Origin of the sequence: Halomonas sp. GD1P12 (assembly GCF_025725645.1) — a bacterium.
Taxonomy (GTDB): Bacteria; Pseudomonadota; Gammaproteobacteria; order Pseudomonadales; family Halomonadaceae; genus Vreelandella.
In genome coordinates this window covers 1,204,529-1,231,119 of sequence record NZ_CP107007.1, presented here as the reverse complement: position 1 = coordinate 1,231,119, position 26,591 = coordinate 1,204,529, and the positions used below count along the sequence as shown (strand labels likewise).

Annotated in this window: 22 protein-coding genes; 12 read left to right on the top strand and 10 right to left on the bottom strand. The window is 62.5% G+C overall.

The window, feature by feature from the left end:
* The first annotated feature begins 178 nt into the window (after positions 1–178).
* The 3 genes from OCT39_RS05750 to OCT39_RS05740 are packed head-to-tail and all read left to right on the top strand — an operon-like array spanning position 179 to position 4,227.
* Positions 179–1,402, top strand: a complete 1,224-nt coding sequence (locus OCT39_RS05750) for an ATP-grasp domain-containing protein (RefSeq protein ID WP_263586716.1) — start codon at positions 179–181, stop codon at positions 1,400–1,402.
* Between the two features lie 30 nt (positions 1,403–1,432).
* Positions 1,433–3,430, top strand: coding sequence for a hypothetical protein (locus OCT39_RS05745; protein ID WP_263586715.1), 1,998 nt, complete (start codon positions 1,433–1,435; stop codon positions 3,428–3,430).
* 44 nt (positions 3,431–3,474) lie between these two features.
* Positions 3,475–4,227 carry a TlyA family RNA methyltransferase gene (locus tag OCT39_RS05740; protein ID WP_263586714.1) on the top strand — a complete coding sequence of 251 codons (753 nt, stop codon included), beginning with the start codon at positions 3,475–3,477 and terminating at the stop codon, positions 4,225–4,227.
* Between the two features lie 46 nt (positions 4,228–4,273).
* Here OCT39_RS05740 and mscK read toward each other — a convergent pair whose 3' ends face one another.
* Entirely contained in the window at positions 4,274–7,609 is a 3,336-nt protein-coding gene (gene mscK, locus OCT39_RS05735) for a mechanosensitive channel MscK (protein ID WP_412031136.1), read from the bottom strand.
* A gap of 159 nt (positions 7,610–7,768) precedes the next feature.
* On the opposite strand from mscK, the gene OCT39_RS05730 reads away from it, so the two are divergent.
* From OCT39_RS05730 to OCT39_RS05715, 4 genes are all read left to right on the top strand, one after another.
* The gene (locus OCT39_RS05730) at positions 7,769–8,803 is read left to right on the top strand and encodes a phospholipase A (protein WP_263586713.1); all 1,035 of its coding nucleotides are present in this window, start codon (positions 7,769–7,771) and stop codon (positions 8,801–8,803) included.
* A 76-nt stretch (positions 8,804–8,879) separates the two neighbouring features.
* A complete protein-coding gene (locus OCT39_RS05725) occupies positions 8,880–9,212 on the top strand; it encodes a DUF883 family protein (RefSeq protein ID WP_252109116.1) in 333 nt (110 codons plus the stop codon).
* Positions 9,212–9,616 carry a phage holin family protein gene (locus OCT39_RS05720; RefSeq protein ID WP_263586712.1) on the top strand — a complete coding sequence of 135 codons (405 nt, stop codon included), beginning with the start codon at positions 9,212–9,214 and terminating at the stop codon, positions 9,614–9,616. Before OCT39_RS05725 ends, OCT39_RS05720 begins: the two co-directional genes overlap by 1 nt.
* The gene (locus tag OCT39_RS05715) at positions 9,591–9,887 is read left to right on the top strand and encodes a YqjK-like family protein (RefSeq protein ID WP_263586711.1); all 297 of its coding nucleotides are present in this window, start codon (positions 9,591–9,593) and stop codon (positions 9,885–9,887) included. Before OCT39_RS05720 ends, OCT39_RS05715 begins: the two co-directional genes overlap by 26 nt.
* Positions 9,888–9,960: 73 nt before the next feature.
* On the opposite strand, the gene OCT39_RS05710 is transcribed toward OCT39_RS05715, so the two are convergent.
* Complete coding sequence (locus tag OCT39_RS05710; protein WP_263586710.1) at positions 9,961–11,145, bottom strand: NAD(P)/FAD-dependent oxidoreductase; 1,185 nt, start codon at positions 11,143–11,145, stop codon at positions 9,961–9,963.
* Positions 11,146–11,347: 202 nt separating this feature from the next.
* Here OCT39_RS05710 and OCT39_RS05705 point away from each other — a divergent pair, with 202 nt between their 5' ends.
* Positions 11,348–12,427 (top strand): efflux RND transporter periplasmic adaptor subunit, encoded by a 1,080-nt coding sequence (locus tag OCT39_RS05705; protein ID WP_263586709.1) that lies wholly within the window; start codon positions 11,348–11,350, stop codon positions 12,425–12,427.
* Positions 12,424–15,537: an efflux RND transporter permease subunit gene (locus tag OCT39_RS05700; RefSeq protein ID WP_263586708.1), complete on the top strand. Its 3,114-nt coding sequence runs from the start codon at positions 12,424–12,426 to the stop codon at positions 15,535–15,537. The genes OCT39_RS05705 and OCT39_RS05700 overlap by 4 nt, the downstream gene beginning before the upstream one ends.
* A gap of 51 nt (positions 15,538–15,588) precedes the next feature.
* Here the strand turns inward: OCT39_RS05700 and OCT39_RS05695 are convergent, their stop codons facing one another.
* Positions 15,589–16,017: a DUF3617 domain-containing protein gene (locus tag OCT39_RS05695; RefSeq protein ID WP_263586707.1), complete on the bottom strand. Its 429-nt coding sequence runs from the start codon at positions 16,015–16,017 to the stop codon at positions 15,589–15,591.
* A gap of 131 nt (positions 16,018–16,148) precedes the next feature.
* On the opposite strand from OCT39_RS05695, the gene OCT39_RS05690 reads away from it, so the two are divergent.
* The gene (locus OCT39_RS05690; protein ID WP_263586706.1) at positions 16,149–16,358 is read left to right on the top strand and encodes a CPXCG motif-containing cysteine-rich protein; all 210 of its coding nucleotides are present in this window, start codon (positions 16,149–16,151) and stop codon (positions 16,356–16,358) included.
* 63 nt (positions 16,359–16,421) lie between these two features.
* On the opposite strand, the gene OCT39_RS05685 is transcribed toward OCT39_RS05690, so the two are convergent.
* From OCT39_RS05685 to OCT39_RS05670, 4 genes are all read right to left on the bottom strand, one after another.
* Complete coding sequence (locus OCT39_RS05685) at positions 16,422–17,267, bottom strand: ABC transporter permease subunit (RefSeq protein ID WP_263586705.1); 846 nt, start codon at positions 17,265–17,267, stop codon at positions 16,422–16,424.
* Complete coding sequence (locus OCT39_RS05680; protein ID WP_263586704.1) at positions 17,264–18,175, bottom strand: ABC transporter permease subunit; 912 nt, start codon at positions 18,173–18,175, stop codon at positions 17,264–17,266. Before OCT39_RS05680 ends, OCT39_RS05685 begins: the two co-directional genes overlap by 4 nt.
* 24 nt (positions 18,176–18,199) lie before the next feature.
* Positions 18,200–19,369, bottom strand: coding sequence for an ABC transporter ATP-binding protein (locus tag OCT39_RS05675; RefSeq protein WP_263586703.1), 1,170 nt, complete (start codon positions 19,367–19,369; stop codon positions 18,200–18,202).
* Between the two features lie 83 nt (positions 19,370–19,452).
* Positions 19,453–20,553: a polyamine ABC transporter substrate-binding protein gene (locus tag OCT39_RS05670; RefSeq protein ID WP_263586702.1), complete on the bottom strand. Its 1,101-nt coding sequence runs from the start codon at positions 20,551–20,553 to the stop codon at positions 19,453–19,455.
* A 420-nt stretch (positions 20,554–20,973) separates the two neighbouring features.
* Between OCT39_RS05670 and ahpC the strand changes: the two genes are divergently transcribed.
* Both ahpC and ahpF read left to right on the top strand, forming a co-directional pair.
* On the top strand, positions 20,974–21,537 hold the full coding sequence (ahpC, locus tag OCT39_RS05665; RefSeq protein ID WP_263586701.1) for an alkyl hydroperoxide reductase subunit C: 564 nt from the start codon (positions 20,974–20,976) through the stop codon (positions 21,535–21,537).
* A gap of 252 nt (positions 21,538–21,789) precedes the next feature.
* The gene (gene ahpF / locus OCT39_RS05660; protein ID WP_263586700.1) at positions 21,790–23,346 is read left to right on the top strand and encodes an alkyl hydroperoxide reductase subunit F; all 1,557 of its coding nucleotides are present in this window, start codon (positions 21,790–21,792) and stop codon (positions 23,344–23,346) included.
* A 131-nt stretch (positions 23,347–23,477) separates the two neighbouring features.
* Here ahpF and OCT39_RS05655 read toward each other — a convergent pair whose 3' ends face one another.
* From OCT39_RS05655 to OCT39_RS05645, 3 genes are read right to left on the bottom strand one after another with little or no spacing between them, the layout of a single operon-like run.
* Positions 23,478–25,292, bottom strand: a complete 1,815-nt coding sequence (locus OCT39_RS05655) for a hypothetical protein (protein WP_263586699.1) — start codon at positions 25,290–25,292, stop codon at positions 23,478–23,480.
* A gap of 37 nt (positions 25,293–25,329) precedes the next feature.
* Positions 25,330–26,082 (bottom strand): HesA/MoeB/ThiF family protein, encoded by a 753-nt coding sequence (locus tag OCT39_RS05650; protein ID WP_263586698.1) that lies wholly within the window; start codon positions 26,080–26,082, stop codon positions 25,330–25,332.
* The gene (locus OCT39_RS05645; RefSeq protein ID WP_263586697.1) at positions 26,079–26,585 is read right to left on the bottom strand and encodes an Lrp/AsnC ligand binding domain-containing protein; all 507 of its coding nucleotides are present in this window, start codon (positions 26,583–26,585) and stop codon (positions 26,079–26,081) included. Before OCT39_RS05645 ends, OCT39_RS05650 begins: the two co-directional genes overlap by 4 nt.
* Positions 26,586–26,591 lie beyond the last annotated feature (6 nt).

The window sequence follows — 26,591 nt, the reverse complement described above, 5'->3', positions numbered from 1 at the left end:
TTAAAGGTCAAAAACTCGATCCTAGACTATCATAACTCTGGGCTTGCCCTTTACTGCCGCGTGCACGTTTTACGCGTTACTCCCCTTTTTCAGGGCGGCGGCTCGGGTATTGTTTGGGTGACCGAGTGTGTATGGTGGCGTCAATGCAGACGGTTTTTTCCCCACAGGAGTTACCAGCATGGAAAAGGATTCGAGCAAGGGGTATATCGCCCTACTGGGTTGGAGCCTGAACGCCATCGAAGCGGCGGAGAAGTTCGACCGCCGCTACATCGTGGTCGCCCCGGACTGGGCCGAAGAGTATTGCCAACAGCACAACATTCCCCACGTGGCCTGGAACTTCGAGCGTCTCAACGACCGCTCGCTCGAAATCGCCGAAACCCTGAAAGAGAAAGGCGTTGACGTCGCCATCCCGCTGTTCGAAGAGACCGTGGAGTGGGCCGGCGCGATCAACTCGCTGCTGCTCGACAATCCGCGCCTTTACGGCCAGTCGCTATTGCTACGCGACAAGGCCCTGATGAAGCGCCGGGCACAGCTGGGAGGCATTCGCGTGGGCATTTTCGAAGAAGCCCACGATAAGGAAGACGTCATCCGCTTTTTGAAGCGCGTCAACCAAACGCTTTTGAAGCTCGACGGCGACCCCAACGACCCTATTCACCTCAAGGCCTTCGATAAGGCCGGATGTCTTGGCCACCGCGTGATTCGCACCCCGGATGAAATCGATTCGATTCCGGAAGAGGAATTCCCGGTCCTGATGGAGTCGCACCTGGACGGCTGGGAGTTCGCCGTCGAGGCGTGGATTCATAACGGCAAGATCGCCTTTTTGAACATTTCCGAGTACGTGACCCTGGGTTATTCGGTGTTCGTGCCCGCCTCGCCGGAGCTCGAAAAGTATCGCGAACAGATCACCCAACAGATCGAGAAGCTCATCAAGACCTTCGACATCGAGTTCGGCCTGATTCACCCGGAGTACTTCGTCACCAGCGACGGCGAGATGTACTTTGGGGAAGTCGCCTACCGCCCACCGGGCTTCAAGGTGTTCGAACTGCTCGAGCGCGTTTACGGCTTCAACGCCTACCAGGCCTCGATGCTGGTATTCGACCCCAAAACCACGCCGGAAGAGGTCGCCGCCTTCTTTCCCAAGGAAGTGGTCGATGCCGACGGCTTCGCCGGCTGCTTCGGCGTCTACCCCCGCCGACGCGTGGTCAGCCGCCTGGAGATTCCGGAGGAGACCGAGGATCACCCCTACTTCGAGTCACACGAGCTTACCTCGCCGGTCGAAGAAACGGTCACCAAGCGCACCGCCTTCGGCACCCACTGGGGGCTTATCTATTTTCGCGGCGACGACGCCCACACGCTTCGCGATCTGCTAAAACATCAGGAAGACCTCGACTTCTATGTATAATCCCCGCGACTGCAGGGAAAAGGAGTCGCTGTGACGACCGCCGATGATCAAACTTCGTCCCCTCTGCTGAGGGGACTTTTGGAAAAGCTGGACGATGCGCTTAAAAGGCTCGAGGACGCTCCCGCCTTCGCCCGGCCCGACAAGCTCCCCCGCGTTCTGGATACCGCCCGCCGCGTGCTGCTGCAACCAGGCGGCTGCCAGGCCTGCGAGGCGCGCGCCGCGACGTTTGAATCCGCCGCCGTGTTCCAGGGCTCCGACTGGGAAACCCCGCAGTATCTCCAGCCCGCCCTTGCTGCCTTTTCGCTCAAAAGCGCCCACGCCCACGCCCTGGTGATCGAGGCGCTCAGCGAGCTGCGCCTTCTGGCCGTGGCCAAAGGCGAGCTCGATCATCCGCTGATCACCCAGGCGCAGGCGCACCAACACCTCACCCAGGTCATGGCGCTCAACCTGACGCTACTGTTCGGCGCGCCAACCGAGGCCGAGCGCGAAACCCAGGGCAGACTGGCGGCGATTCCGCGGGCGCTTTTTCAGCATCTGGCCGGGCGAATCGGCTACGAGCACATCATCGACCGGCTGATCGACGAAATCTGGCGCATTCTTCAGCAGCGCCCGGTGCAGGTCGACGGCATTAAGCAGATGATTACCCACATCGCGCTGTGCCAGGCCGACCCATCGATCGATCTCGGCGCGAGCGGCCAGGGCGCTGACCGGCTGGTCAGCTCCCTGTTTGGCCCCACCCAGGCGTGCCGCGAGGATCCGGGCGTCGAGGTGTTTCAGACGCGGCTGGCCGGCATGGACAGCGCCGCGCTGCAGGCCGAAGCCACCGGCTTTGCCCGCGCCATGCACGACACCGGGCTGGTGTCGCCCTACCACGCTGTGCTGATGCGCTTTTGTCTCGATGAAAGCGATTACCTGATCAGCGAAGCGCTCGGGCTCTCTTCCACCGGGCGGGACTGTCTGCTGTGCTACCGCGAGCTGGTGCACGCGCTGATTCGCGAAAGCGTCTACCCCGCAACTGCTCAGGCGGTGTACGGCCTCGCGTTGATGCTCGAGCGTGGGATTCTCTATCAGCCGCCGGTGGCCCCGGCAATGTGGCGTCAGCTCAATCTGGCGCTATCACCGCCAGCCAAAGCACGGTTGAGCGCGACCTACGGCAACGAGGTGAGCCCCCACGCGCGGCTCATGGAGGGCGTGCTGTGCCTTTTAGGGCTACCGCTGGGCGTGGGCCAGGGCAACAACCCGACCTGCCAGTCGGCGCGGGCGCTTTCGATGTGGGCCTACAACGACCCGGACTACCTGCTGCAAATGGTGGCCTGGGCGACGCGAGACGATGAAATCATCATGCACTTCGAAGGCCAGCCGATCTCGTCCAGAGAGAGCGGCGCGGGTGTGGCCACCTCCCTTCCCATGGACCTGGACCCGGTCTCGCTGATCGTGGTGCCGCACCTGGATCGCATCTACGCCGAGATGGGGCGGCGCTGTATCGGGCGTGAAGGCGACCCGCACCGCTGGGTCAACCCGGAGTTTCACGGCTGGTGGTCCGGGCGCGGGTTTCGTATCAACGTCGATGTACAAAGCGGCCGGCTCGTCGAGGTCGAACGCTTCATTCGCCACTTCTACGCCAGCTACCATCCGTTCTACAACGGCAACCAGCCGCTGATTCACCCCCAGCCCGCGGGCATCGCCGTGACCGACAGCGCCGGACGCTTCGTGGGCTGGCACGCCATCACCATTCTTCGCGCCTCGCTCGACCCGACCGACACCATGCGTGTCTACTTCTTCAACCCCAACAACGACAGCGGCCAGGATTGGGGCGACGGCGTGCGCGTGAGCACCGCCGGGTTTGGCGAGCGCTTCGGCGAGGCCTCGCTGCCGTTCGAGCAGTTCGTCTCGCGCCTTTACATCTATCACTACGACCCGCTGGAGCGCGGCGAGCCGGCCACGGTCTCTCAGGACGTGCTCGAGCGGGTCACGGGCTACCTGCACCGAAGCTGGGGCGAGCCGCGCCTGCCAGAACTCGAATGCTAAAAAGCCACTCATCCAACCGCTAACGAACCATTTACTCCCCCGATATGATGCGACTCGACCAGCTGCTGGCGACTTTGGGCCTCGCCAGCTCCCGCACCCGCGCCCAGCGCCTGATCAAAAACGGCCGGGTCCGCCTTGAAGATGGCACTCCGCTGACCCGCGCCTCCCAACCCTGGCCACCCGAGACGCGCTTTGTCATCGACGACGACCCGGAAGAGCGCTACGTCTCTCGGGCCGGGCTCAAGCTCGAAGGCGTGCTCCAGACGCTTGGGCTTCGCCTCGATGACATTGGGGTGCTCGATGTGGGTCAGTCTACCGGTGGTTTCACCGACTGCGCCCTGCGCTTTGGTGCGCGCCACGTCATCGGCGTGGAGGTCGGCCACGGCCAGCTCGACCCGGCGCTTCGCGCGGATGCGCGGGTGCGCTGTCTGGAAGGCTTGAACGCCCGCTCGATGAGCAGCTCGCAAGCGCTTCTTGAGGCGCTGTCAGAGCGGCCGATCGGCGTCGCGGTCATGGACGTCTCGTTCATCTCGCAAACGCTGATCATCCCCGAGATCGCAACGCTGCTGCCCCCGGGTGGCCGGCTATTATCGCTGGTGAAACCGCAGTTCGAGCTCGACCCCGGGGCGCTCGATAAGCGCGGCGTGGTGCAGGACGCAAGGCGCTTTATGGAGGTCGAGCGGCGCATTCGCCGGTGCTGCGAGGAAAGCGGTTTTGAGATAAGCCACTGGCAGGAGAGCCCGATCACCGGCGGCGACGGCAATCGGGAGTTTTTGCTGTTGGCGAGCAAGGCCTGAGCAAGCAGGACAAGAACATTCAGGGCCCCAACGAAAAGGCCGCCCGCTAGCCCGTCGAGGGCGGCGGCACGTTGGCCGACTGCACCTTGACCGGCTCGCTTTCGTCGCGGTGCAGCCAGACGTCCATCTGCTCGAAAGCCACCCGAATGCCCGCCTCGCGAAACAGCGCGTCGACCCGGCAGTTCACTTCGTCGGCAGCAAAGAGCCGGTCGAGCAGGTCGTTGACGAAGATGCGCAGCTCGAAATTCAGGCTGTGCGGCCCGTAGCTTACGCAGAAGACCTGAGGCTCCGGGTCGGTCAGAATGCGCGCGTTTTCATCGGCGGCCTGGCGCAAAAGCGTATGAACCCGCGCCAGATCCGAGCCGTGGGAGACGCCATAGGTCAATACCACCCGCGTGACGTTGTCGGAAAGCGACCAGTTGATGAGCTGGTCGGTCACGAAGGTCTTGTTGGGAATGATGATCTCCTTGCGATCGAAATCCGTGACCGTGGTAGCGCGAATGCGGATCCGGCTAACGGTACCGTGCAAATTCCCAAGCGTGATGGTGTCGCCGATACGGATCGGGCGCTCGAACAGGATGATCAGCCCCGAAATGAAGTTGGCAAATATCTCCTGCAGCCCGAAGCCGAGCCCCACGCTGAGCGCGGCCACCAGCCACTGCAGCTTGTCCCAGGAAACGCCCAGGGTTGCCAGCGCCATGACCACCCCGGTGCCTACGATGGTGTAGGAGAGAAGCGAGGTGATGGCATAGGAACTGCCCTGCTTGAGCGAGAGCCTGGAGAGCACCATCACCTCCAGTAGTCCGGGCAGGTTGCTCGCCATGATGAAGGTCACCGCCACCACGAAGAGCGCGGTGAACAGATCGGCGATCGACAGCGTATTGCCGACGATATCGCCCTCTTCGGCGTCCCACAGCGACACCTGATCCAGATAGCCCAGCACCGAGAGAAGATCCGACCACACCAGGTACAAAAGCGTCATGAAGCCGATCAGAAGAATCAGCTTGGACAAACGCAGCGACTGGCTGTTGATCTGGTGCATGTCCAGCGGCGGCTCTTCGACCACCTCGAGCCCGCCTTCGGCCCCCTCCTGCACCTGGGCCCGGCGGCGCGCCAGCGCCCGGCGATAGGCAAGACGACGCGCCGCCACGGCCAGACTGCGCACCACGGTGGCTTCGATGATGATCCAGAGCCCGAGAATGTAGATCGTCATGGCAAAGCGCCCCACCAGGCGCAGCGCGGTGTACTCGAACCCCCAGGCCACCAGGCTGAACAGCACCAGCGGCACCGCGGCGATGGAAAGCCCCAGCAGCAGCCGGAAGAGGCGCACGCCGAAAAACGGCACGTGGGCGAGAATCAGCTGGGCCAGCCACCAGCTCATCGCCGCTAACGCCACGAACAACAGCAGGAGCGCGATGGGCCGCTGGATCAGCGGCGTCTGCATCGGCTCGGAGATCGTCGCGATCACCAGCACCAGCGATAGCATCAGCCCAAGCCCGCCCAAAAGCTTGCGAAGCCGAGCGCTGTAGCCCGCCGACCAGGTAAAGTGGCGCTCGGCCACACCATCCGGCACCAGAAGCCGACGCCCCCAGGCGATCGCCCCCCAGCTCAGCGCCAGCTGCAAAAACGCCATCGACAGGCTTTGAAGCGCCGTGCCCTCGGTGGTTTTGAGCCCCAGACCGACGCCGGCGAGTACCAGCGGGCCGGGAAGGGCGAGCAGCGCGTTGAGTAGCACCGCCTTGGGCGTATGGCCCTGGGTGTCGCTTTTGAGCCGGCCGATCTGCGAATGAAGAAGCGCCAGCCGCGCCTTGATACGCGCTCTGAGAAAGATCAACAGTAGGCTGATCAGCATCAGTGGCGCGCCGCTGAGCACCTGCCATGAAAGCCCCTGCCAGCGGGTGGGTAGAAGGTTTCGCCACTCGCCTTCACGCCACTCGATGCGCAGGTTTTGCGGCAGCTGGCGTAGCCAGGTGAGATCCAGCGGGCGGCTGCTCGCTACCCAGAACAGCTGCTCGTCAATGGTCGAGCGCAACGTGCGCGAGATTTCCAACAACTGCTGCTGGTTGAGCTGCAGCTCGATGGCCGCGCTCAAAAGCTCACTGTAAGCCTGTTCGAGCTGCTCGACGAGCTCGCGCCGGGACTGGTAGAGCCTTGAAAGAGAGTCGACGAGCCCGGCGGTGACTTCAACCCCGGCCTCCTCCAGACGCTGGTTGGCCAGCCGCTCCCCCTGTCTGAGCTGGTCGCGCTGGCGCACCAGATCGAACTGCTTCAAGCGCAGGTCGGCGATTTCGTCCTGTAGATCGCGCCGGGGCGCGATGCTGGGCAGCGACTGGCGCTGCTCGACCAGAATGCGCGACAGAAGCTGGCTGCCGCGAATGGCATCGAGCTGCTCGTTGAGGCTTCGCTGGAGCTGGCGCACGTGATCGAGCTGACGCTGCGCCTCGATGTTTTCACGCACGATGCCGTTGGCACGGTCGGTGGCTCTTAAAAGCTCGAGACTCAACGCCTGGTTGATCTGCTGGGCGCTCAGTACCACCGGGTGCCCTTCGGCCACCAGCGGGTCCTCGCGGGCGGCATCGGCGATCGCCTGTTCCGAGGCGAGCCGGCGCTGGCGGTCGATCACGCCCTGAAGCAGGTTGAGCTGCTGCTCCTTTTCATCGATCTGCATCGACAGAAGATCACGACGCCGCTGGGCCAACTCGCGCAGGCGGCTGTTGGCGCTGAGCTCACGCTGGTTGAGGCTGATTTCGCGCTCGGCCAGCGCCCGCCCCAAGCGAAGCTGAATCAGTTCGGCATCGTTTTGCGCCGAGAGCTGGCGGTCGTCGAGCAGTGCCTCGCGCTCGTCCAGCTCGCGGCGCAGGCGTTCGCTTCGCTGGAGCGCATCGGAAATGGCCTGCTGCGCGCGTTCGGGGAGAGTCTGAGCGGCCAACAGCTGGGAGTTGGCGTCGGCAAGCTGCCCCTGGAGCTGCTGCAGGGCGGCCACCGCGTCGGCCTGGCGGCTTTCCAACCGCGATAGCGCCATGTCGCTCAGGTCTTCGGCACTAAACGCCTGACGCGCCTGTTCGGCTTCGTCGAGCTCGCGCTCCAGACGCGCCAGCGTCGAGGGCGCGTCATCGGTGCGCTGCTCGAGGGTGGCGAGACGCTCCTCCATCGCCTCGAGGCGCTCATAGGCGTCCAGCGAGGCTTGCAGCGACTGAAGATCGCTTGCCTGCTGAGTGCTTAACTCCCCTTCCGTCGCCTCTAGCTGGTCAAGACGTTCACTGAGCTCTTCCTGCGACGGAACGCCCTCGACCTCGACCGCCCAAGCGCTGGCGCCCGTGACGACGAGTAACAGCGCCATCAGCGCCAAACCACCCACCCATCTCCCAACCGCACGTTTCATCTCGACGCGTCGCCCCGCTGACAGATCGCCCGCTATGGCGGGAAAGGGCGCCATTGTCCTGGGTAATGCGTACTTTCGCAATCATCGCTAGTTGACTTAAACGCCAAGGCTGTATAGAAAGCCCTGTTAACTCACTCCTTCACCTCGCGAGCCTCGTTCATGGTCAATAAACCCCGGTTGTTTGCAGCACTGTTCGTGCTCATTGGCGCCTCTCCGCTCGCGTCGAGTGCCTGGGCGCAGCAGTCGCCTGACGAGATCGAGGCGCGCATTCGCGCGCTCAACGTCGAGCTCTATCAACTGCGCCAGCAGCTTCAACAGGTGGAAGCCCCCGAGGAGCGCGCCGCCGGCATCGAACCCGAACCGCAGCCGGAAGAGGCCGCGCTGGAAGACTTGAGTGAGCGGCGCATGCTCGAGCAGGAGTCGACGCGCAACCCCTTCGCGATCACCACGCACCGGACCAACTATCTTTTCCCGGTGAGCTACAACACCAACCGGGATGCGGAAAGCTTTCGCGAAATCACTGACGAAAACGGTCCGGACAACGTCGAAGTGAAGTTTCAGTTCAGCGCCAAGTTCAACCTGGTGCAGGACCTGTTTGGTGACGTGGGGGATGTCTATTTCGGCTATACCCAGAGAAGCTGGTGGCAGGCATACAACACCGAGGCCTCCTCGCCTTTCCGGGAGACCAACTACGAGCCGGAACTCTTCATCGACTTCGATAACGCCTGGACGGCGCTTGGCTGGGTCAACACCCGCAACCGGGTCGCGTTCAACCACCAGTCCAACGGCCGCTCGGACCCGCTCTCGCGTAGCTGGAATCGATTCTACCTGGAGAGCACCTTCCAGCGCGGCGACTGGGCGCTCACACTTGCCCCCCACTGGCGCGTACCGGAGTCGGAAAGTAGCGACGACAACCCGGACATCGAGCGCTTCATGGGCTACGGCGACATCCGTTTGGCCAAGCGTTTGAACCATAATCACGAAATCGCCGGGCAACTGCGCGGTAATCCCTCGGCGGGCAACTATGGCACGCAAATCGACTACAGCTGGCCGGCGTTCACCAATCTTCGCGCACACCTGCAGTACTATTACGGGTACGGCGAGAGCATGATCGACTACGACAACCGGGTCCACCGGCTGAGCATCGGGTTTAGCCTGAATCCCATGTTTAGCGCCTCCGGGCTCGACCGCTAGGCAAGGTTGTCTATTCGGTAAGGGCTGCTATGCTGATAGCGGTTATCGTTTCATTCATACGTCAAAGGAAGACATCATGGCCAAACGTAATTCCGACAGTTCAGCACGTGCCGACCAGCTCAAAAACGACCTTCGCTACCTGAGCGAAACCGTCGAAGAGCTGGTCAGCGCCACCTCCAAGGATGCCAGCGGTGAAATGCGCGGCCTTCGCGAGCGCGCCGAGCGTCGTTTGAAAGAGACCCGTTCACGTTTGGAAAGCGCTGGCGAGCATCTCTACGAAGATACCCGCGAGTCGCTGTCCAACCAGGTTGATTGCTGCGACCGCTACGTTCGCGAAAACCCCTGGACCAGCATGGGTATTGGTGCCGCTGCGGGTCTGGTAGCCGGACTGCTGCTCGGTCGTCGCTAATGGCCTTGGGTCCTACCCAACGCGTATTCTCTGCCGTCAAACGCTTGCTGGGCTCACTGGTCGCCAATAGTGAAACCCGCCTGCGTTTGGCGGTATTAGAGCTCGAAGAGGAACGCGCACGTTTACTGGTACTTTTTCTGCTGGCAGGCGCGAGCCTGCTTTTGCTTTTACTGGGCGTGGCCACGTTGACGGCGCTGGTCATTATCCTCTTCTGGGATACTTACCGCATAACGGCGATCGTTGTCAGCGCCGGCGCTCTGATTTTCGCAAGCCTGCTTTTCGCCCTGATTGCCCTTCGTCAGGCAAAGAGCCACACGCTGTTGAAAGAGACGCTCAAGCAGCTGGCAGCCGACCGGGCGCTTTTGGAGGCCAACCAGTATGACCACCCCGACCAACACCGCTAGACCCAGCCGTGCCGAGCGCAAGGCAGCGCTGTTGCTGGAACTCGAGCAGCAGCGGGTCGATATTCTGGTCGATAGCGACTACCTGCTCAACGCCGCTCAGCCGCTCGAGAACAGCCTGAAAAGTTTCAAACTGCCGCTTTTCGCTATTGGCGGTATTGCCGCGTGGCGTCTGGTGCGCCATCCGGGTGGCGCCATGGCCGCCGGGCGTAAGGCGCTGGCGGGGTACATGCTGTTTCGCAAGTTCAAACTGCTGGCCAAGATTGCGACCTGAAAAGTGTCGGTTGACGCTTTCCAAAACGCGCGCCTCGGCGCGCGTTTTCGTATCTGGCGTGTGCCGGTAGCGATTAAAGCGCTTGGGCGCAGGCCACTCCGCTCGCCCAGGCCCACTGAAAGTTGTAGCCTCCGAGACGCCCGGTGACGTCCAGCACCTCGCCAATGAAGCGAAGCTGGGGCAACTCCTTCACCTCGAAGGTTTTCGAAGAAATCGCATCGGTATCGATGCCGCCCATGGTCACCTCCGCGGTACGCCACCCTTCCGTGCCGGAAGGTTTCAACGTCCAGCCGTTCAGCCGCTCGGCCCAGGCGTCGATCATCTCATTGGAGGCCTGCGCCAGCGGTAGGTGCGTCTGCCCGTCGGGGTACCACTCGATCAGCGCCTGGGCCAGGCGCTTGGGGAAGTGCTCGCCAAGCCAGGTCGACAGCAGCCGCCTGGGCGTTTCCTGACGCGCTTTCAGGAGTAACTCCCGGGCCTCACAGTGAGGCAGCAAATCAATAGAGAGCGCCTCGCCGGGCTCCCACACGCTCGAGATTTGCAGCATCGACGGCCCGGACAGGCCCCGGTGGGTAAACAGCAGCGGCTCTTCGAAACGGTAGCCTTCGTGGTGGACGGCCACCGGCACGCTCACCCCGGAAAGGGCGCTGGCACGCGCCTTCCAGGTATCGCTCAGGGTGAGCGGCACGAGTCCTGGCCGGGTGGGCAGTACCTCGAGCCCGAACTGGCGGGCAAGCTCATAGCCAAAGCCGCTCGCCCCCAGGGTGGGGATCGAGAGTCCGCCGGTGGCCACTACCAGCACGCCCGCGTCGATTCGACCGCGGGAGGTATGAAGGCGCATGGCATCGCCCGCGCGCTCGACGCGCTCGATGCGGGTATTGAGCGACACCTCGGCGCCGGCCCACTCGCACTCAGTCAACAAAAGCCGCACCATCTCTTTCGCGGAGTCGGCGCAAAAGAGCTGGCCCGGGGCTTTCTCGACGTACTCCAAACCGTGGCGCTCGACCAGCTCGACGAAGTGCTCCGGGCGGTAGCGCTTGAGTGCCGAGATGCAAAAGTGCGGATTTTGAGAGTAAAAGTGGTGAGGCGCGGTGTCCATGTTGGTAAAGTTACAGCGACCGCCCCCGGACATCAGGATCTTCTTGCCCGCCTTGTTGGCATGGTCCAGCACCAGCACCCGCTTGCCGGCGTAGCCGGCCTGGGCGGCGCACATGAGACCCGCCGCCCCCGCGCCGATGATCACGACATCAAACACCATACCCGACATCCTCGAACCAACAGAAAGTCGGCCATTCTATCAGGTATGAAGCGCTTTATTGTGCCGGCCCCCTATTTCGGCGAGCGCTGCACCGGGGGCGCTGTTTCGGGCAGCGCGGCGAAAGCGTTGCATTAAACGCCGCGCTGAACGACCCTGCGCATGCACTGCGCCCGAGCTAACACGGCCCTTGACCGAGACCCGTATGCCTGCCCACAACCGCCTTATCGAACTGTTCTTTAGCGTGATCCTCATGCTTGCCCTTGCCCCACCGGCCTTCGCCCAGCCGCTGCCGACCGTCATCGGCCGCTACGCCGAGGCGGGCAACTGGTCGGACCCGCTCGAGGCGCTGGGCACGCTCAGCGCCGATGAAAGCGTGACGCTCGCCGCCACGGTGACCGAGCGCATCGCCGAGATCAATTTCGACGACGGCGAACAGGTCGAGCGCGGACGGCTTTTGATTCGCCTCGACGACGCCGAGGAGCAGGCGCTGTTGCGCGCCGCCCAGGCGCTTGGCGCCGAGCGTGGCAACGCCTTGAATCGCGCCACGCAGCTGCAAAACCGAAACCTCGCCGCTCGCGCCGACGTCGAGGATAGCCAGGCCCGGCAGGATCAGGCCCAGGCCCAGGTGCAGGCCATCGAGGCGCAGCTCAAGGACTACCGGCTGCATGCTCCTTTCAGCGGCCGGGTCGGGCTTAAAGAGTTGAGCGTCGGCGCGCTGGTCACGCCGGGCATGGCGCTGGCCACGCTCGATAAGCTCGACGTCATGAAGCTCGACTTCAGCGTACCGGAAGTGTTTCTCGGCCGTCTCTCGCCGGGGCTCGCGCTCAGCGCCACGACCGCCGCCTACCCGGACGAAGTGTTTGGCGGTGACATCGCCAGTATCGGCACGCGCATCGATCCAGTCACCCGCAGCGTCGACGTACGCGCCCTGCTCGACAACCCCGGGCTGCGCCTTCGCCCCGGGATGCTGATGGAAGTCACCGTACGCCAGCGCCCGCGCGAGGCCATCATCGTTCCCGAAGCGGCGCTGGAGCCCAGCGGCGACCGCCACTACGTCATGCTGATCCACGCAGACGGCGACACTTACCGCCTGGAGCGGCGTCAAATCACGATCGGCGAGCGCCGCGTGGGTGAGGTGGAAGTGCTGGAAGGCCTCGACGCTGACGATCTGGTCGTGATCCACGGGCTACAGCTTGCCCGCGATGAGCTGGAAGTGCGCCTGCTCGGCGTCGTCGATGACGACACCGGCGTGCGCGAGCTTCTGGAGGCGGACCGCGGATGAAGCTTTCGGACATCTCGGTTCAGCGCCCGGTCCTGGCGTTGGTCATCGCCGCGCTGATCATCGCCTTCGGCGTGCTGGCGCTGGACCGGCTGCCGCTGCAGGAGTACCCCACCGTCGATCCACCGATCGTCAGTATCGATACCCGCTACCCCGGCGCCTCGGCCAGCGTGGTCGAAACGCGCATTACCCAGGTACTCGAGGATCGCATCGCCGGGGTCGAAGGGATCGAGCTGATTACCTCGCAAAGCGAGGATGGCCGCTCGCGTATCGAGATCGAATTCGCGATCACCATGAACATCGACGCCGCGGCCAACGATATTCGCGACCGTATCTCCGGGGCGCTGAGAAATCTTCCCGACGATGCCGACGCGCCGGAAGTGACCAAGGCGGACAGCAGCGAAGAGATCGTGGTGTGGCTGAGTCTATCCGGCGCCGAGTACTCGATCACCGAGCTCACCGACTACGCCAACCGCCAACTGGTCGATAGCCTGTCGGTACAGCCCGGCGTTGCCCGCATTCGCGTGGGCGGCGGGCGCGACTACGCCATGCGCGTCTGGCTCGATCGCAACGCGCTGGCGGCCCGAGGCCTGACCGTGGGCGACATCGAGGATGCCCTGCGCGCCGAAAACGTCGAGCTGCCCGCCGGCTCGCTCGAATCCGCCGACCGCCAGTTCATCGTGCGCCTGCCGCGCGCCTTTGCCACCGCCGAGGACTTCCAGCGCCTGGCGCTGGACCAGGGCGAGAGCGGCTATCTGGTGCGCCTTTCGGATGTCGCCCGCGTCGAGGTGGGCTCGGTTGAGGATCGCTCGGTGTTTCGCGCCAACGGCGTGCCGATGGTGGGCCTTGGGGTGATCATGCAGTCCACTGCCAACGTGCTGGCGCTGTCCGAGGCGGTGCAGGGAGAGCTTGAACGGCTGCAGCAAACCCTGCCGGACGGCATGACGCTCGAACTCAACTACGACGCCTCGCTGTTCGTCGCCGGCGCCATCGACCAGGTCGTTTCGACGCTGTTCATCGCCATGGCGCTGGTGGTCGTGGTCATCTTTCTTTTTTTGGGCAACCTTCGCACCACGCTCGTGCCCGCCGTCACTGTGCCCATCGCGGTCATCGGCGCCTTTACGGCGCTGGCGGTCATGGGCTTTTCGATCAACCTGCTCACGCTCCTGGCGCTGGTGCTCGCCATCGGCCTGATCGTCGATGATGCCATCGTGGTGCTCGAGAACATCAACCGGCGCATGTTCGAGTACGGCGAGACCCCGCTGGTCGCCGCCTACCGCGGTACCCGTCAGATCGGCTTTGCGGTGATTGCCACGACTTTGGTGCTGGTCGCGGTGTTCGTGCCCTTGAGCATGCTTCAGGGCGATATCGGCCGGCTGTTCTCCGAGTTCGCCCTGACCATGGCCGCGGCGGTGGTGTTCTCGACGCTTTTGGCGCTGACGCTCACGCCGATGATGGCCTCGAAAATTCTCAAGCCCGGCATGCACGAAAGCACCATCGGCCGCGGCGTGCAGCGGCTTTTGAGCGCCACCCAGCGCCTTTACCGGCGCGTGCTGCTGCTGACGCTCAAACTGCGCTGGCTGGTGGTGGCGCTGTTTTTACTGTTGATCGCCGCCACCGCCTGGCTTGCCTCGATTCTTCCGAGCGAATACACCCCCCAGGAGGATCGCGGCAACTTCATCGTGCTGGTCAACGGCCCGGAAGGCGCCACCTTCGAGTACATGATGGACTACATGGACGAGATCGAAGCGCGACTCGACCCCTTTCTGGAAAGCGGCGAGTTCGAGCGCGTGGTAGTGCGCGCGCCGCGCGGCTTTGGCAACATCGAAAACTTCAACAGCGGCTTTCTGATCATCGACATGGCGCCGTGGGGCACGCGGCGAAGCGCCTGGGCGATCATGAACGAGGTGCGCGAGACGCTCGCCACGCTCCCCGGTGTGCGCGCCTTCCCGGTGATGCGCCAGGGGTTTGGCCAGCGCACTCAAAAGCCGCTGCAGTTCGTGCTCGGCGGCGGCTCTTATGAAGAGATCGCCGGCTGGCGCGATACGCTGCTGGAGCACGTGCGCCGCGACAATCCGCGCCTGACCGCGCTTGAAAGCGACTATGACGAAACCCAGCCGCAGCTTCGCGTGGAGATCGACTACGCCCGCGCCGCAAGCCTCGGCGTGACGGTCAGCGAGATCGGCCGCACCCTCGAGGTGCTGCTCGGCGGGCGCAACGTCACCCGCTACGTCGATGACGGTGAGGAGTACGACGTCATCGTCGAAGGCGACCGGGCGCGGCAAAACAGCCCCCGCGCGCTGGACAACGTCCAGGTGCGTTCGCGCCGGAGCAACGAGCTGATTCCGCTCTCGAGTCTGGTGACGCTCTCCGACTTCGCCGGCGCCAGCACGCTCAACCGCTTCGACCGCGTGCGCTCGATCACTATCGAGGCGAACCTGGCCGATGGTTACACCCTCGGCGAGGCGATCACCTACCTGCAGCAAGCGGCCGATGAGCTGCTGCCCGAGGCGGCCCAAACCAGCCTGGCCGGGCCCTCGCGGGACTATCAGGCGGCCAGTGGCGCCACGACCTTTTTGCTGGTGCTTGGCGCGGTGGTGGTGTTTCTGGTGCTGGCGGCGCAGTTCGAGAGCCTTATCCACCCGCTGGTGATCATGTTGACCGTCCCGCTGGCCATGAGCGGCGCGCTGCTCGCCCTGCTGCTCACCGGTCAGTCACTGAATATCTACAGCCAGGTGGGGCTGGTGCTGCTGATAGGGCTGGCGGCGAAAAACGGTATTCTGATCGTCGAGTTCGCCAACCAGCTGCGCGACGAAGGCGTGGCGTTTCGCGAGGCGCTCGTGGAGGCCTCGGTTACCCGCCTTCGCCCTATTCTGATGACCGCGATCACCACCATGGCAGGTGCCGTGCCGCTGATTCTCTCGACGGGGCCGGGGGCGGAGTCGCGCCTGGTGATCGGCACGGTGATCATGGCCGGCGTCGGGGCGGCCACGCTGTTTACGCTTTTGGTCGTGCCGGTGGCGTATGATCTGCTCGCCCGCCACACCGGCTCGCCCAACGCGGTCAAGCGCCGTTTGGAGACGGAGATCGCCGCCGCCGACCGGCGTGTTTGAGGCCAACGAAAAAGGCGCCGAAAGGCGCCTTTTTCACTCACTCGTCAACGCTTAACCACAGTCGCCGACGCGCTCGCCTTCGATGGTGGTATCCATCGTGAGTGCGCCCATCGGGGACTCGGTCACAATCGTGACGGTGCCATCGATCTGCTCGCCCATGAAGCTCATTTCGCCGTCGATGGTCGCCTGGCCACCGTCGGCGCTGCAGGCCATGTTGTAGGAGAGACCGTCAGCGTTCATCTCCTGGCTCAAGAGCTCGCAGCCCTGCTCTTCCTCGATCAGGCCGAATTCGGCGCTGTCGAGCTCTTCCTGAGTGATGCACTGACGCTCGGTTTCGGTTTGATCCGGAATATCCATATCGCCGCTTACGCTGGTCACGCTGACGAACTCCCACTCGCCCGGCGTTACGTTCGGCGTCTCTGCCAGAGCCGTCATCGGGAGGGCCAGCGCGGCCGCCACTACCATGTAACGTTTCATCATCGTTGTCTCACCTGTTGATCGAAAAACCGCCGACCCATCCTACCTGATTCTGGCGACCGGCGCCCACCCGGGCTCTGCTACACTGAATCCACCCGTGTTGTGCACGCCCCCACCCTTTGCGAGAGATCCTCATGGACGACGAAGCGCTCATCGAACACGATTTCGACTGCCCCTACTGCGCCACGGCGCTGACCTTCATAATCGACACGTCCCAGGGCAGCCACACCACCTGGGAGGATTGCCACCGCTGCTGCGCACCGATTCAGGTGCAGGTGGTCATGTCGCCGATGACCGGTGAGATCGACGCGATCACCACCGGGCGCGACGACGACGTACTTTGACGACGATGTGCTTTGACGATGAAGTGCCTTGACGATGAAGTGTCTTGATGTCGCTGTTTGCCTTTACTCGGCGCTTTGGGCTTCCCGAATCAGCATGAGCCGGCGCTTCTCGCTTCGCCGCATGACGTACCAGGCGAGCAGCGTAGCGATCGCCACGATCAAGATGATCAGCGTCGCCAGCGCGTTGATCTTCGGCGACACGCCAAGGCGCACCGAGGAAAACACCACCATCGGCAGCGTATTCGCCCCGGGCCCGGACACGAAGCTTGCGATCACCAGGTCATCCAGCGACAGCGTAAAGGCCAGAAGCCACCCGGCGACCAGCGCCGGTGAGATCACCGGCAGCGTAATGCAAAAAAAGGTCTTTAGCGGCGGTGAACCCAGATCCATCGCCGCCTCCTCGATCGAGCGGTCCATTTCGCGAAGCCGCGCGGCCACCACCACCGCCACGTAGGCGCTACAAAACGTGGTATGGGCGATCCAGATCGTCGCCATGCCGCGATCCGCTGGCCAGCCGGTCAGCTGGGCCATCTGAACGAACAGGAGCAACAGCGAAAGCCCCGTGATCACCTCCGGCATCACCAGCGGCGCGGTCACCATGCTCGAAAGCGCGGTCTTGCCGCGAAAGCGCCCGAACCGGGTCATCACGAAGGCCGCAACGGTGCCCAGACACACCGCCATGCTGGCGGCGAAAAAGGCGATTTTAAGGCTCGTCCATACCGCTTCGAGGATCTGGCGATCCTCGAACAGCGCCCCGTACCATTGGGTGGAGAACCCGGCCCACACCGTGACCAGTCTGGAGGAGTTGAACGAATAGACCACCAGCACGGCCATCGGCAAATAGAGAAACAGAAGCCCGATGACCAACATGACCGTCGTGAACGAAGGAACGCGCGGCTTGACACTCATTTTTCGAGCTCCCGGGACTGATAGCGGTGAAACCAGACGATGGGCACGAGCAGCAGTAGCAGCATCACCATCGCCAGCGCCGAGGCGACCGGCCAGTCGCGGTTGAGGAAGAACTCCTCCCACAACACCTTACCGATCATCAACGTATCCGGCCCGCCGAGAAGCTCGGGGATCACGAACTCCCCCACCGCCGGAATGAACACCAGCATCGACCCCGCGATGATCCCGCCCATGGAGAGCGGCAGCGTCACCTTGATGAAGGTATTGAGCCTGCGCGAGCCCAGATCCGCCGCCGCCTCCAGCAGCGCGTTATCGAGGCGCGTGAGGTGTGCGTAAAGCGGTAGCACCATGAAGGGCAGGTAGGCGTAAACGATACCGACCACCACGGCAAAGCGGGTGTTCATCATTCGAAGCGGCGACTCGATCACACCAAGGCCAAGCAACAGGTTATTGATCAGTCCGCTGTTGCTCAAAATGCCCATCCAGGCATAAACGCGGATGAGAAACGACGTCCAGGAGGGCAGCATCACCAACAGTACCAGCACCAGCTGCCAACGAAGCGGCGCCCGCGCCATGGCGTAGGCCATCGGGTAGCCCAACAGCAGACACGCAACGGTCGAGATGAACGCCGTCTTGATCGACCCCCAGTACGCCGCGGCGTAGAGCGAATCGGAGAGCAGGAACAGGTAATTGCCCAGGTTGAGAAACACGTGCAGCACCTGGTCGCTGTACTCGATCAGCGGGCCAAACGGCGGGATGGCCACCATCGACTCCGCCAGGCTGATTTTCAGCACCAGTACAAAGGGCAATAAAAAGAACAGCGTCAGCCATAAAAGCGGCAGCGCGATGACCGCGCGGCGGCCCAGCTGCAGGCGCTTCAAACGCGTCGCGATGTCAAACGACTTCATCAGGGGCGCTCCTAAAACCACGCATTAGCGGTTAAGCACGATGGCGCTGTGATCTTCCCAGTAGACGTACACGCTGTCTTCCCAGGTGGGCCGATCCCCGCGACGCTCGACGTTGGCCATGCTCGCCTTGATGATCTGGTTTGATGCGGTACGCACGTAATAAAGCGAGTAGCCGCCCAGGTAGGCGATATCGTCGACCTTACCCGCCTCCCAGTTGTACGCCCCTTCAGGCTTTTCACGCGACAGCCAGATTTTTTCCGGACGCAGCGCCGCCCACACGCGCCGGTCCACGGCCTGGGTGGTGATACCGTGGTCGATGTAAATCGGCCGCGACAACATTGGCGTCTCGATGGTGCAGTGATCGGCAGCATCCGCCACGATCTCGCCCTCGAATAGATTCACCGTGCCGACGAACTCCGCCACCATGCGACTCGCCGGGCTTTCGTAGATATCCACCGGCGAGCCCACCTGTTCGATCCAGCCGTCGGCCATGATCGCCACGCGGTCCGCCATGGTCATCGCCTCTTCCTGATCATGGGTGACCATGATGCAGGTCACGCCGACCTGTTCGATGATCTCGACCACCTCGAGCTGCATTTCGGTGCGAAGCTTTTTATCCAGTGCCCCCATCGGTTCGTCGAGCAGCAGAAGCCTTGGCCGCTTGGCCAGCGAGCGCGCCAGCGCCACCCGCTGACGCTGGCCGCCGGAGAGCTGGTGCGGTTTGCGCTTGGCAAAACGCTCCATGTGCACGAGCTTGAGCATTTGCGTGACCCGCTCGTCGATATCCGCCTTCGAGAGCTTGTCCTGCTTGAGCCCAAAGGCGATGTTCTGCGCCACGTTCATGTGGGGAAAGAGCGCGTAGGATTGAAACATCATGTTGATCGAGCGCTTGTGCGGTGGCGTTCGCGTGATGTCCTCACCGCCGAGCAGAATGCTGCCCTCGGACGGCGTCTCGAACCCCGCCAGCATGCGTAAAAGCGTCGACTTGCCAGAGCCGGAGCCGCCCAACAGCGCAAAGATCTCGCCGCGCTTGACCTCGAGATTGACGGTATCCACCGCCAGCGCATCGTCGAAGCGCTTGCTCAGACGCTTGACCTGCAGCACGACGTCCTCGGCAAAGCGCGGGGTCTTACCGGCGGTACGCGTAGCGCTTGACTCCGGCGTGGTGTCCTTCGACGGGGTCGTCGTGTCCATGCCCACTCCTAAAAAGGGCCTGAGAGCAGGCCCTGACGATAAAGCGCGGGCAGCTCACCTGCCCGCCGTTTGAACGGCGCGCCTTAGCGGCCGGATTTGACCCGGTTCCAGATACGCGTGCGCTGACGCTGGAAATTTTGCGGCATGTCGCGGGCGACATACAGGTTCTGCATCACCTCAGTTTCCGGGTAGATCGCCGGGTCGTTCAGGATCTCCTCATCGACGTAGGCATCAGCGGCGGCATTGGGGTTGGCGTAGCTGACATAGTCGGTGATCTCGGCGGCAATTTCCGGGTCGAGAATGAAGTTGATGAAGGCGTGGGCGTTTTCCGGATTCGGCGCGTCGGCCGGCACGGCCATGACGTCGAACCAGAGTGCAGCGCCCTCTTTCGGAATGGTGTAGCCGATCTCGAAATCGCGTCCGGCTTCCTCGGCGCGCTCGGCGGCCTGGAAAATATCGCCGGAGTAGCCCGCCGCCACGCAAATATCGCCATTGGCGAGATCGGAAATGTAGCGCGACGAGTGGAAATAGGTGATGTCGTCACGGACGCTTGCGATCACTTCGCCGGCGGCGTCGAGATCGTCGGTGCTGTCGCTGATCGGATTGAGGCCCAGATACGCCATCGCCGCGGGCAGCATCTCCTCGCCGGTATCGAGCATGGAAATGCCGCAGCCGGCCTCACTGAGCGCGCCGGTGATTTCCGGGTCGAACAGCAGCGACCAGCTGTCGAGCGGCGCATCGTCGCCCAGAATCTCGGTGACGCGCTCGACGTTATAGCCGATGCCGTTGGTGCCCCACATGTAGGGAATCATGTACTCGCTTTGCGAGTCGATGGCTTCCAGATTCTCCATCAGCTCCGGATTGAGGTTCTCCAGATTCGGCAGCGCACTCTTGTCCAGCGGCTGGTATACGCCGGCCTGGCGCTGGCGCGAGAAGAAGTGCGAGGAAGGAACGACCACATCGTAGCCGGAGCGGCCAGCCAGCAGCGCAGCATCGAGGGTTTCGTTGCTGTCGTAAACATCGTACGTGACGTCGATGCCGGTGCGCTCGGTGAACTTCTCGAGGGTTTCCGGCGCAATGTAGTCGGACCAGTTATAGATGCGCACCTCAGCAGCGTGAGCGCTCGCCGCTGCAACGCAGGAAAAGGCCGCAACGGCCGCGGAAAGCTTGTGGATGTTCCCCATCAGGTGGCTCCTTGTAGAAATCATGAAAGACCAGGGCGGCTATCCGCGCGCCTTGCCCGGGCGGCGGAGGTATCGCCTGATGGCCGATAGCTGTGCCAACACTCAAATTAGCACCTGCTCGTCGCCTGGCAATTTTTTGCGCCGGGAATTCTGCGCGGCTGGCTCCCCCACCGCAAGGGCTGGCCAAAAAATTGTTGCATTACTAACGCCTCGACCCCACCTACGTCTGGTGACGGCGTAGCCGGGCGGCTTTGAGAGGCGCTCGAAGTACCTTGAACGAGCACGCTATCGATAAAGGCGCTTGCGATAGCATGAGACTATGGATGATATGTCCATTCTCAATTTTAGCTATCAGCCGTTCGCCGTTAGTATGATACCCGTATTCAGAAGCCACTACCCAATCACTTGGAGACGATCTTAATGTCCTTGATCAACACCGAAGTTAAACCGTTTAAAGCGACTGCTTACCTCAATGGTGAGTTCATCGACGTTACAGAGGCCGATTTGAAAGGCCAGTGGTCCATTTTCTTCTTCTACCCGGCCGATTTCACGTTCGTTTGCCCGACCGAGCTTGGTGACCTGGCCGATAACTACGAAGAGTTCAAAAAGCTGGGTGTGGAAATCTACAGCGTGTCGACCGACACCCACTTCACCCATAAGGCGTGGCACGACAGCTCCGAAACCATCGGCAAACTTCAGTACCCGATGATCGCCGATCCGACGCTGAAAATTTCGCGCAACTTTGAAGTGCTGATCGAAGAAGACGGCTTGGCCGAGCGCGGCACCTTCGTCGTCGACCCGGACGGTAAGGTTCAGATCGTCGAGATCAACGCCGGCAACATCGGCCGTAACGCCGAAGAGCTGCTGCGTAAAGTGAAGGCCGCCCAGTACGTTCGCGAAAACCCGAACGAAGTGTGCCCGGCCAAGTGGAAAGAAGGCGAAGAGACGCTGGCCCCGTCGCTGGATCTCGTTGGCAAAATCTAACGCCAACCCGCCGATTCGCCTCAACGCGTTTACCGTTTCGTGATGAATCGGCCCTGCACCCGGGTCCTACCCGGGTGCATCGTTTTAAGCCTTCGAAAATAGTGCCTCCAGGGCTTAAAACGCTCCTTGTATTCGAAACATCTATCCGAAACATCGCTCGATTTTTTAACCGCTTGTATTGCTCCCGTGAAGGCCTTTCAGGCCTGCCATCGGTCGAGCCCAATCAACGCCGATTGCGAGGACCCTACTGTCATGTTGGACGCCAATTTAAAAAGTCAGTTGAAAGCTTATCTGGAAAAGGTGACTCAACCGTTCGAGATCGTTGCGTCCCTCGATGACGGTGCCAAGTCAAAAGAGCTGCTCGGCCTGTTGGAAGACATCAAGAGTCTGACCGACAAGATCACCCTGCATACGGACGGCCAGGACGCACGCACGCCGTCGTTTGCCATCAACCGCCCCGGCGAAGAGACCGGCGTGGTTTTCGCCGGTATCCCCATGGGCCACGAGTTCACCTCGCTGGTGCTGGCACTGCTGCAGGTGGGCGGCCATCCGCCCAAGACCGCACAGGAAACGCTTGATCAGATCAAGGCGCTCGACGGCGAGATGCGCTTCGAGACCTACTATTCGCTTTCATGCCAGAACTGCCCTGACGTCGTTCAGGCGCTGAACCTGATGGCGATCTTCAACCCGAACGTCCACCACGTGGCCATCGACGGCGCGCTGTTTCAGGACGAGGTTGAAGCGCGTGAAATCATGTCGGTGCCGAGCGTCTACCTCAACGGCAAGCCCTTCGATCAGGGCCGCATGACCATCGAGCAGATTCTTGCCAAGGTGGACACCGGTGCGGCCGAGCGCGACGCGAAGAAACTCAGCGAGAAAGCCGCCTTCGATTCGCTGGTCATCGGCGGCGGCCCCGCCGGCGCCTCGGCGGCGATCTACTCGGCGCGCAAGGGCATCAATACCGGCATCGCCGCCGAGCGCTTCGGCGGCCAGGTGGTCGACACCCTCGGTATCGAGAATTTCATCTCGGTCTCCTACACCGAAGGCCCCAAGCTGGTCGCGGCACTCGAGCAGCACGTCAACGACTACGACGTCGACGTGATGAATCTGCAGCGTGCCAGCCACTTCAAGGCCGCCGAGGTCGAGGGCGGGCTGCACGAAGTGACATTCGAGTCCGGCGCCACGCTCAAGAGCAAGACGCTGGTGCTGGCCACCGGCGCACGCTGGCGCGAAATGAACGTGCCCGGCGAGCGCGAGTACCGTAACAAGGGCGTAGCCTACTGCCCCCACTGCGACGGCCCGCTGTTCAAGGGCAAGCACGTCGCCGTGATCGGCGGCGGTAACTCCGGCGTCGAAGCGGCGATCGATCTGGCCGGTATCGTCGGTCACGTCACGCTGGTCGAGTTCATGGGCGAAATGCGCGCCGACGCGGTACTGCAGAAAAAGCTCAAGAGCCTGCCCAACGTCGACATCATCCTCAACGCCCAGTCCACCGAGGTGACCGGCGACGGCAGCCGCGTCAACGGTCTGACCTATAAGGACCGCAACACCGACGAGACCAAACACGTCGCGCTCGAGGGCATCTTCGTCCAGATCGGGCTGGTGCCGAACACCGAGTGGCTAAAAGGCTCACCAATCGAAATGTCGCCCCACGGCGAGATCATCGTCGACGCCCACGGCATGACTTCCGTGCCCGGCGTGTTCGCCGCCGGCGACGCCACCACTGTGCCCTACAAGCAGATCGTCATCGCCATGGGCGAAGGCGCGAAGGCCTCACTGGGTGCCTTTGACTATCTGATTCGGAACTGATCGATTCAGAATTGCGAAGCGCGAAGGGGTATTTCGCCCCTTCCCTTGTTCGACGTAAAAAAGCCCGCTCAAAGCGGGCTTTTTTACGCTTAAATCTCAAGACCGAGCGCTTCCCTGATCCCTGAGCTTGCTCAAACCTGACTCTGGTCGTGGGCACTCTGCTTCAAATAGTGCAGCAAATATGCTACGAACCCGGAAAGATAGTGCTCGACATCGTCGATGCGCACGCGAAAGCTGTGGTGGCGGATGAAGAAGCTGCCTTCGATGCGCTCCGGGCGCTGGAAGAACATCGCAAGCTCAGGCCAGAAGTGGCCGTTGAGCAGGTAGTGGGCGCGCGTCTCCAGCGCCCGGTAGAAGCGCTCGACGTCGATCAGCGCTAAAAGATGGCGATGCTCGGGTGTGGCCTGCAGGCGCGCAATCATCTTGTGCGCTGCCATCATCAGCTCCAAAAGCGTGGGGAAGGTGGTAATCCGCCCCTCCACAAAGCCCAAGTACCCGGCGACGTTTTGAAGCCCGAAGCGGTAGTAGCGCTCATCAGGCCGGTAAAGTGTTAACTCATTGACGCAGTAGCTCAGCCAGTGATCGTGCGCTTTCCAGTGCTCCTGGGCGATGAAGTACTCAAAAGCGCGCTCGACGACCTCGAGCCAGCGGGCATCTCGGGTCAAGCCGTACAGGCGCATCAGCCCGAACGCCGCTTCGCCATCGTAGTAGATGATACGAAACGCCTCCTTGACGCTGAGGTCGGATGCGTTCAACACATGGTTGAAGCCACCGCTTTCGAGCTGACACTGGCGGATACCGAGCGCCACCTCTTCCATTAGCGGCAGGTACTGCTCGTCACCACTCAGCTCGGTGTATTTCGAAAGCGCCAACAGCGTGACGCCACTGCCGCCAAGCTTTATCTCGCCGTTGTCCTCCAGCAGGTACGTCACCTGCTCGCCGCGATGCGTAAAGCGTTTCAAAAGCCGCGTGGTGAGGTGCGAAAGCGCGGCGTCGATCGCGCGCTTAAGCGACGCGCTTTGGGTCACCTCCCAGGCTTCGAGCATGCTGTAGATACTGCTGGCGTGGCGCAGGGTGTTGTAGCCGTTCACCTGCCGATCAAAACAGGGGTGCAGGCCATAGATAAAGCGCCCGCTCGGCTCGACCTGATCGGCGAGAAATTCGCTTGCGCGCTCGATCAGCGTACGTGTGATCTCGGGCGTGAGTGTTTCGATGACGCGCCGGCCAGTGTCGCGTCCTTCCTCGCCACCGGAGTAGCCGTGTAAAGGCCGCACAGGCTGGTCGGCGGTCACCAGAAGCGCATCAGTGGTAAAGGTGAACACGCGCTGGTGGGGGCCGAAATCGATCTCCGTTTGGGTGCCAAAGCGCTCGCGGGCGTAGCGCAGGAAGTTTTTCTGATTGAGCTCGGCGTGGGGCACCTTGACGCCCTGATAGAGCATGGCGTTGGCGTTAAGCTCCTGCTCGAGAAAGGCGCGCTGGCACCCGCCGTCCAGCGCGATGCCGCGGCGAAAGTAATTACGCTTGTGCTTTTTGAGCTCGGCGGCCAGGCTCTCCCAGGTGTACTCGGCAAGCTCGCGCGTCCAGTCAAGGCGCAGCCAGCGTACCGCCGCCTGTTCGCTCAATTTTCCGGCGAGCGTCTCACTCAGCGCTTGCCAATGCTCGCTATCCGCCACGCCGTAGGCGTTGACTACAATGGCGCGGTGGGTGGCATCGGTGACGGACACGAACAGATGAAGCGGCGCATCCAGCGGGCCTTCCAACGCCTCGTCGAGCGCCAGGCGCGCGCGCTCGAGGGCGTCGCTCAGCGCCACTGTCGCAACGCCGCTCTGCCTTGAAGCCGTTTTCAACACCGGCACTTGAAACGCTGGCGCCACCTGCTTTTTCTTCCTTGCACGCTGAGCACGCCTGGCCTGACCAAGACTTTTCGAGCCGGTAGATTTCGCCATGATTCACCCTTTTATCGTTGTACGCTGCGATGCCGAATTATCGCGGCCCGCACACCGGGCAGGCCGGATCGCGGGGGACCTGAAAGTGGCGCCAAGTGCCGCGCAGCCCGTCGAAGGTGGAGAGCCCACGGTGTACCTGGCCCGCGCCGCTTAAAAGCTTGACCGCCTCCAGCGCCTGGAACGCGCCGATGACGCCGACCAGCGGCGCGATGACGCCGCTGTCGGCGCAGCTCGGTGCTTCATCGCCACCTTCACCCGGCGGGTAGAGGCAGGCGTAGCAAGGGCTTTTAACGTCGCGCGGGTCGAACACGGCGAGCTGGCCGGAGAAGCGGATCGCCGCGCCGGATACCAGCGCCACGCCCGCCGCCTGGCAGGCGACGTTGATCGCGTAGCGGCTGGAGAAGCGGTCGGTGCAGTCGAGCACGACATCAAAGGTGGCGGCGAGCGTGGCGAGCTCGGCCTCGCTCAGGTGGTGCTCGATGGCGGTAATCTCGCACTGCGGATTGAGCGCGGCCATGCTGTCGCTTGCCGAAACCGCTTTGTTACGACCGATGTCGGCGTTTTGGTGGGCGATCTGGCGCTGCAGGTTGGAGAGTTCGACGGTGTCAGCGTCGGCAATCGTAAGGTGACCCACGCCCGCAGCGGCCAGATAGAGCGCCACCGGCGAGCCAAGCCCGCCGGCGCCGACGATCAGCGCGCGGGCATCGAGCAGGCGCTGCTGGCCGTCGATATCGACCTCGTCGAGCATGATGTGGCGGCTGTAGCGCAAAAGCGTTTGGTCATCCATCATGGGCCCTTCTCCTCGAACTCGCTGACCTCCGGCACGTGCAGGCTGAAGCTCTCCTTGACCTCCTCCATCACCACGTAGCTTTTGGACTCCTTGACGCCAGGCAGCGTCAGTACGACGTCGCCCAGAAGCTGCCGGTAGGCGGACATTTCCGGAATCCGGCACTTCAAAATGTAGTCGAACTGCCCGGACACCAGATGACACTCCTGGATCTGGGGCAGCGTTTCCACCGCGCGGCGAAACTCGTCGAACACCGCCGGCGACTGGGTCTCCAGACTGATCTCGACGAACACCAACAGGTTCGCCTTGAGCGCCTGCGGGTCGAGCATCGCCTTGTAGCCGCGAATGACGCCGGCGCGCTCCAGACGCTTGACGCGCTCCAAACACGGCGTGGTCGAAAGCCCGACCTCGGCGGCGAGATCCACGTAGGAGATACGCGCGTTGTCCTGCAGCACGCGCAGAATCCGTAAATCGATGCGATCCAGCGCCTTGTTTTTGGTTTTCATGCGCGT

Coding starts and splice junctions, on each gene's coding strand:
- OCT39_RS05750 (WP_263586716.1), top strand. CDS start 179: ATGGAAAAGGATTCGAGCAAGGGGTATATCGCCCTACTGGGTTGGAGC.
- OCT39_RS05740 (WP_263586714.1), top strand. CDS start 3,475: ATGATGCGACTCGACCAGCTGCTGGCGACTTTGGGCCTCGCCAGCTCC.
- mscK (WP_412031136.1), bottom strand. CDS start 7,609: ATGAAACGTGCGGTTGGGAGATGGGTGGGTGGTTTGGCGCTGATGGCG.
- OCT39_RS05730 (WP_263586713.1), top strand. CDS start 7,769: ATGGTCAATAAACCCCGGTTGTTTGCAGCACTGTTCGTGCTCATTGGC.
- OCT39_RS05725 (WP_252109116.1), top strand. CDS start 8,880: ATGGCCAAACGTAATTCCGACAGTTCAGCACGTGCCGACCAGCTCAAA.
- OCT39_RS05720 (WP_263586712.1), top strand. CDS start 9,212: ATGGCCTTGGGTCCTACCCAACGCGTATTCTCTGCCGTCAAACGCTTG.
- OCT39_RS05715 (WP_263586711.1), top strand. CDS start 9,591: ATGACCACCCCGACCAACACCGCTAGACCCAGCCGTGCCGAGCGCAAG.
- OCT39_RS05710 (WP_263586710.1), bottom strand. CDS start 11,145: ATGGTGTTTGATGTCGTGATCATCGGCGCGGGGGCGGCGGGTCTCATG.
- OCT39_RS05705 (WP_263586709.1), top strand. CDS start 11,348: ATGCCTGCCCACAACCGCCTTATCGAACTGTTCTTTAGCGTGATCCTC.
- OCT39_RS05700 (WP_263586708.1), top strand. CDS start 12,424: ATGAAGCTTTCGGACATCTCGGTTCAGCGCCCGGTCCTGGCGTTGGTC.
- OCT39_RS05695 (WP_263586707.1), bottom strand. CDS start 16,017: ATGATGAAACGTTACATGGTAGTGGCGGCCGCGCTGGCCCTCCCGATG.
- OCT39_RS05690 (WP_263586706.1), top strand. CDS start 16,149: ATGGACGACGAAGCGCTCATCGAACACGATTTCGACTGCCCCTACTGC.
- OCT39_RS05685 (WP_263586705.1), bottom strand. CDS start 17,267: ATGAGTGTCAAGCCGCGCGTTCCTTCGTTCACGACGGTCATGTTGGTC.
- OCT39_RS05680 (WP_263586704.1), bottom strand. CDS start 18,175: ATGAAGTCGTTTGACATCGCGACGCGTTTGAAGCGCCTGCAGCTGGGC.
- OCT39_RS05675 (WP_263586703.1), bottom strand. CDS start 19,369: ATGGACACGACGACCCCGTCGAAGGACACCACGCCGGAGTCAAGCGCT.
- OCT39_RS05670 (WP_263586702.1), bottom strand. CDS start 20,553: ATGGGGAACATCCACAAGCTTTCCGCGGCCGTTGCGGCCTTTTCCTGC.
- ahpC (WP_263586701.1), top strand. CDS start 20,974: ATGTCCTTGATCAACACCGAAGTTAAACCGTTTAAAGCGACTGCTTAC.
- ahpF (WP_263586700.1), top strand. CDS start 21,790: ATGTTGGACGCCAATTTAAAAAGTCAGTTGAAAGCTTATCTGGAAAAG.
- OCT39_RS05655 (WP_263586699.1), bottom strand. CDS start 25,292: ATGGCGAAATCTACCGGCTCGAAAAGTCTTGGTCAGGCCAGGCGTGCT.
- OCT39_RS05650 (WP_263586698.1), bottom strand. CDS start 26,082: ATGATGGATGACCAAACGCTTTTGCGCTACAGCCGCCACATCATGCTC.
- OCT39_RS05645 (WP_263586697.1), bottom strand. CDS start 26,585: ATGAAAACCAAAAACAAGGCGCTGGATCGCATCGATTTACGGATTCTG.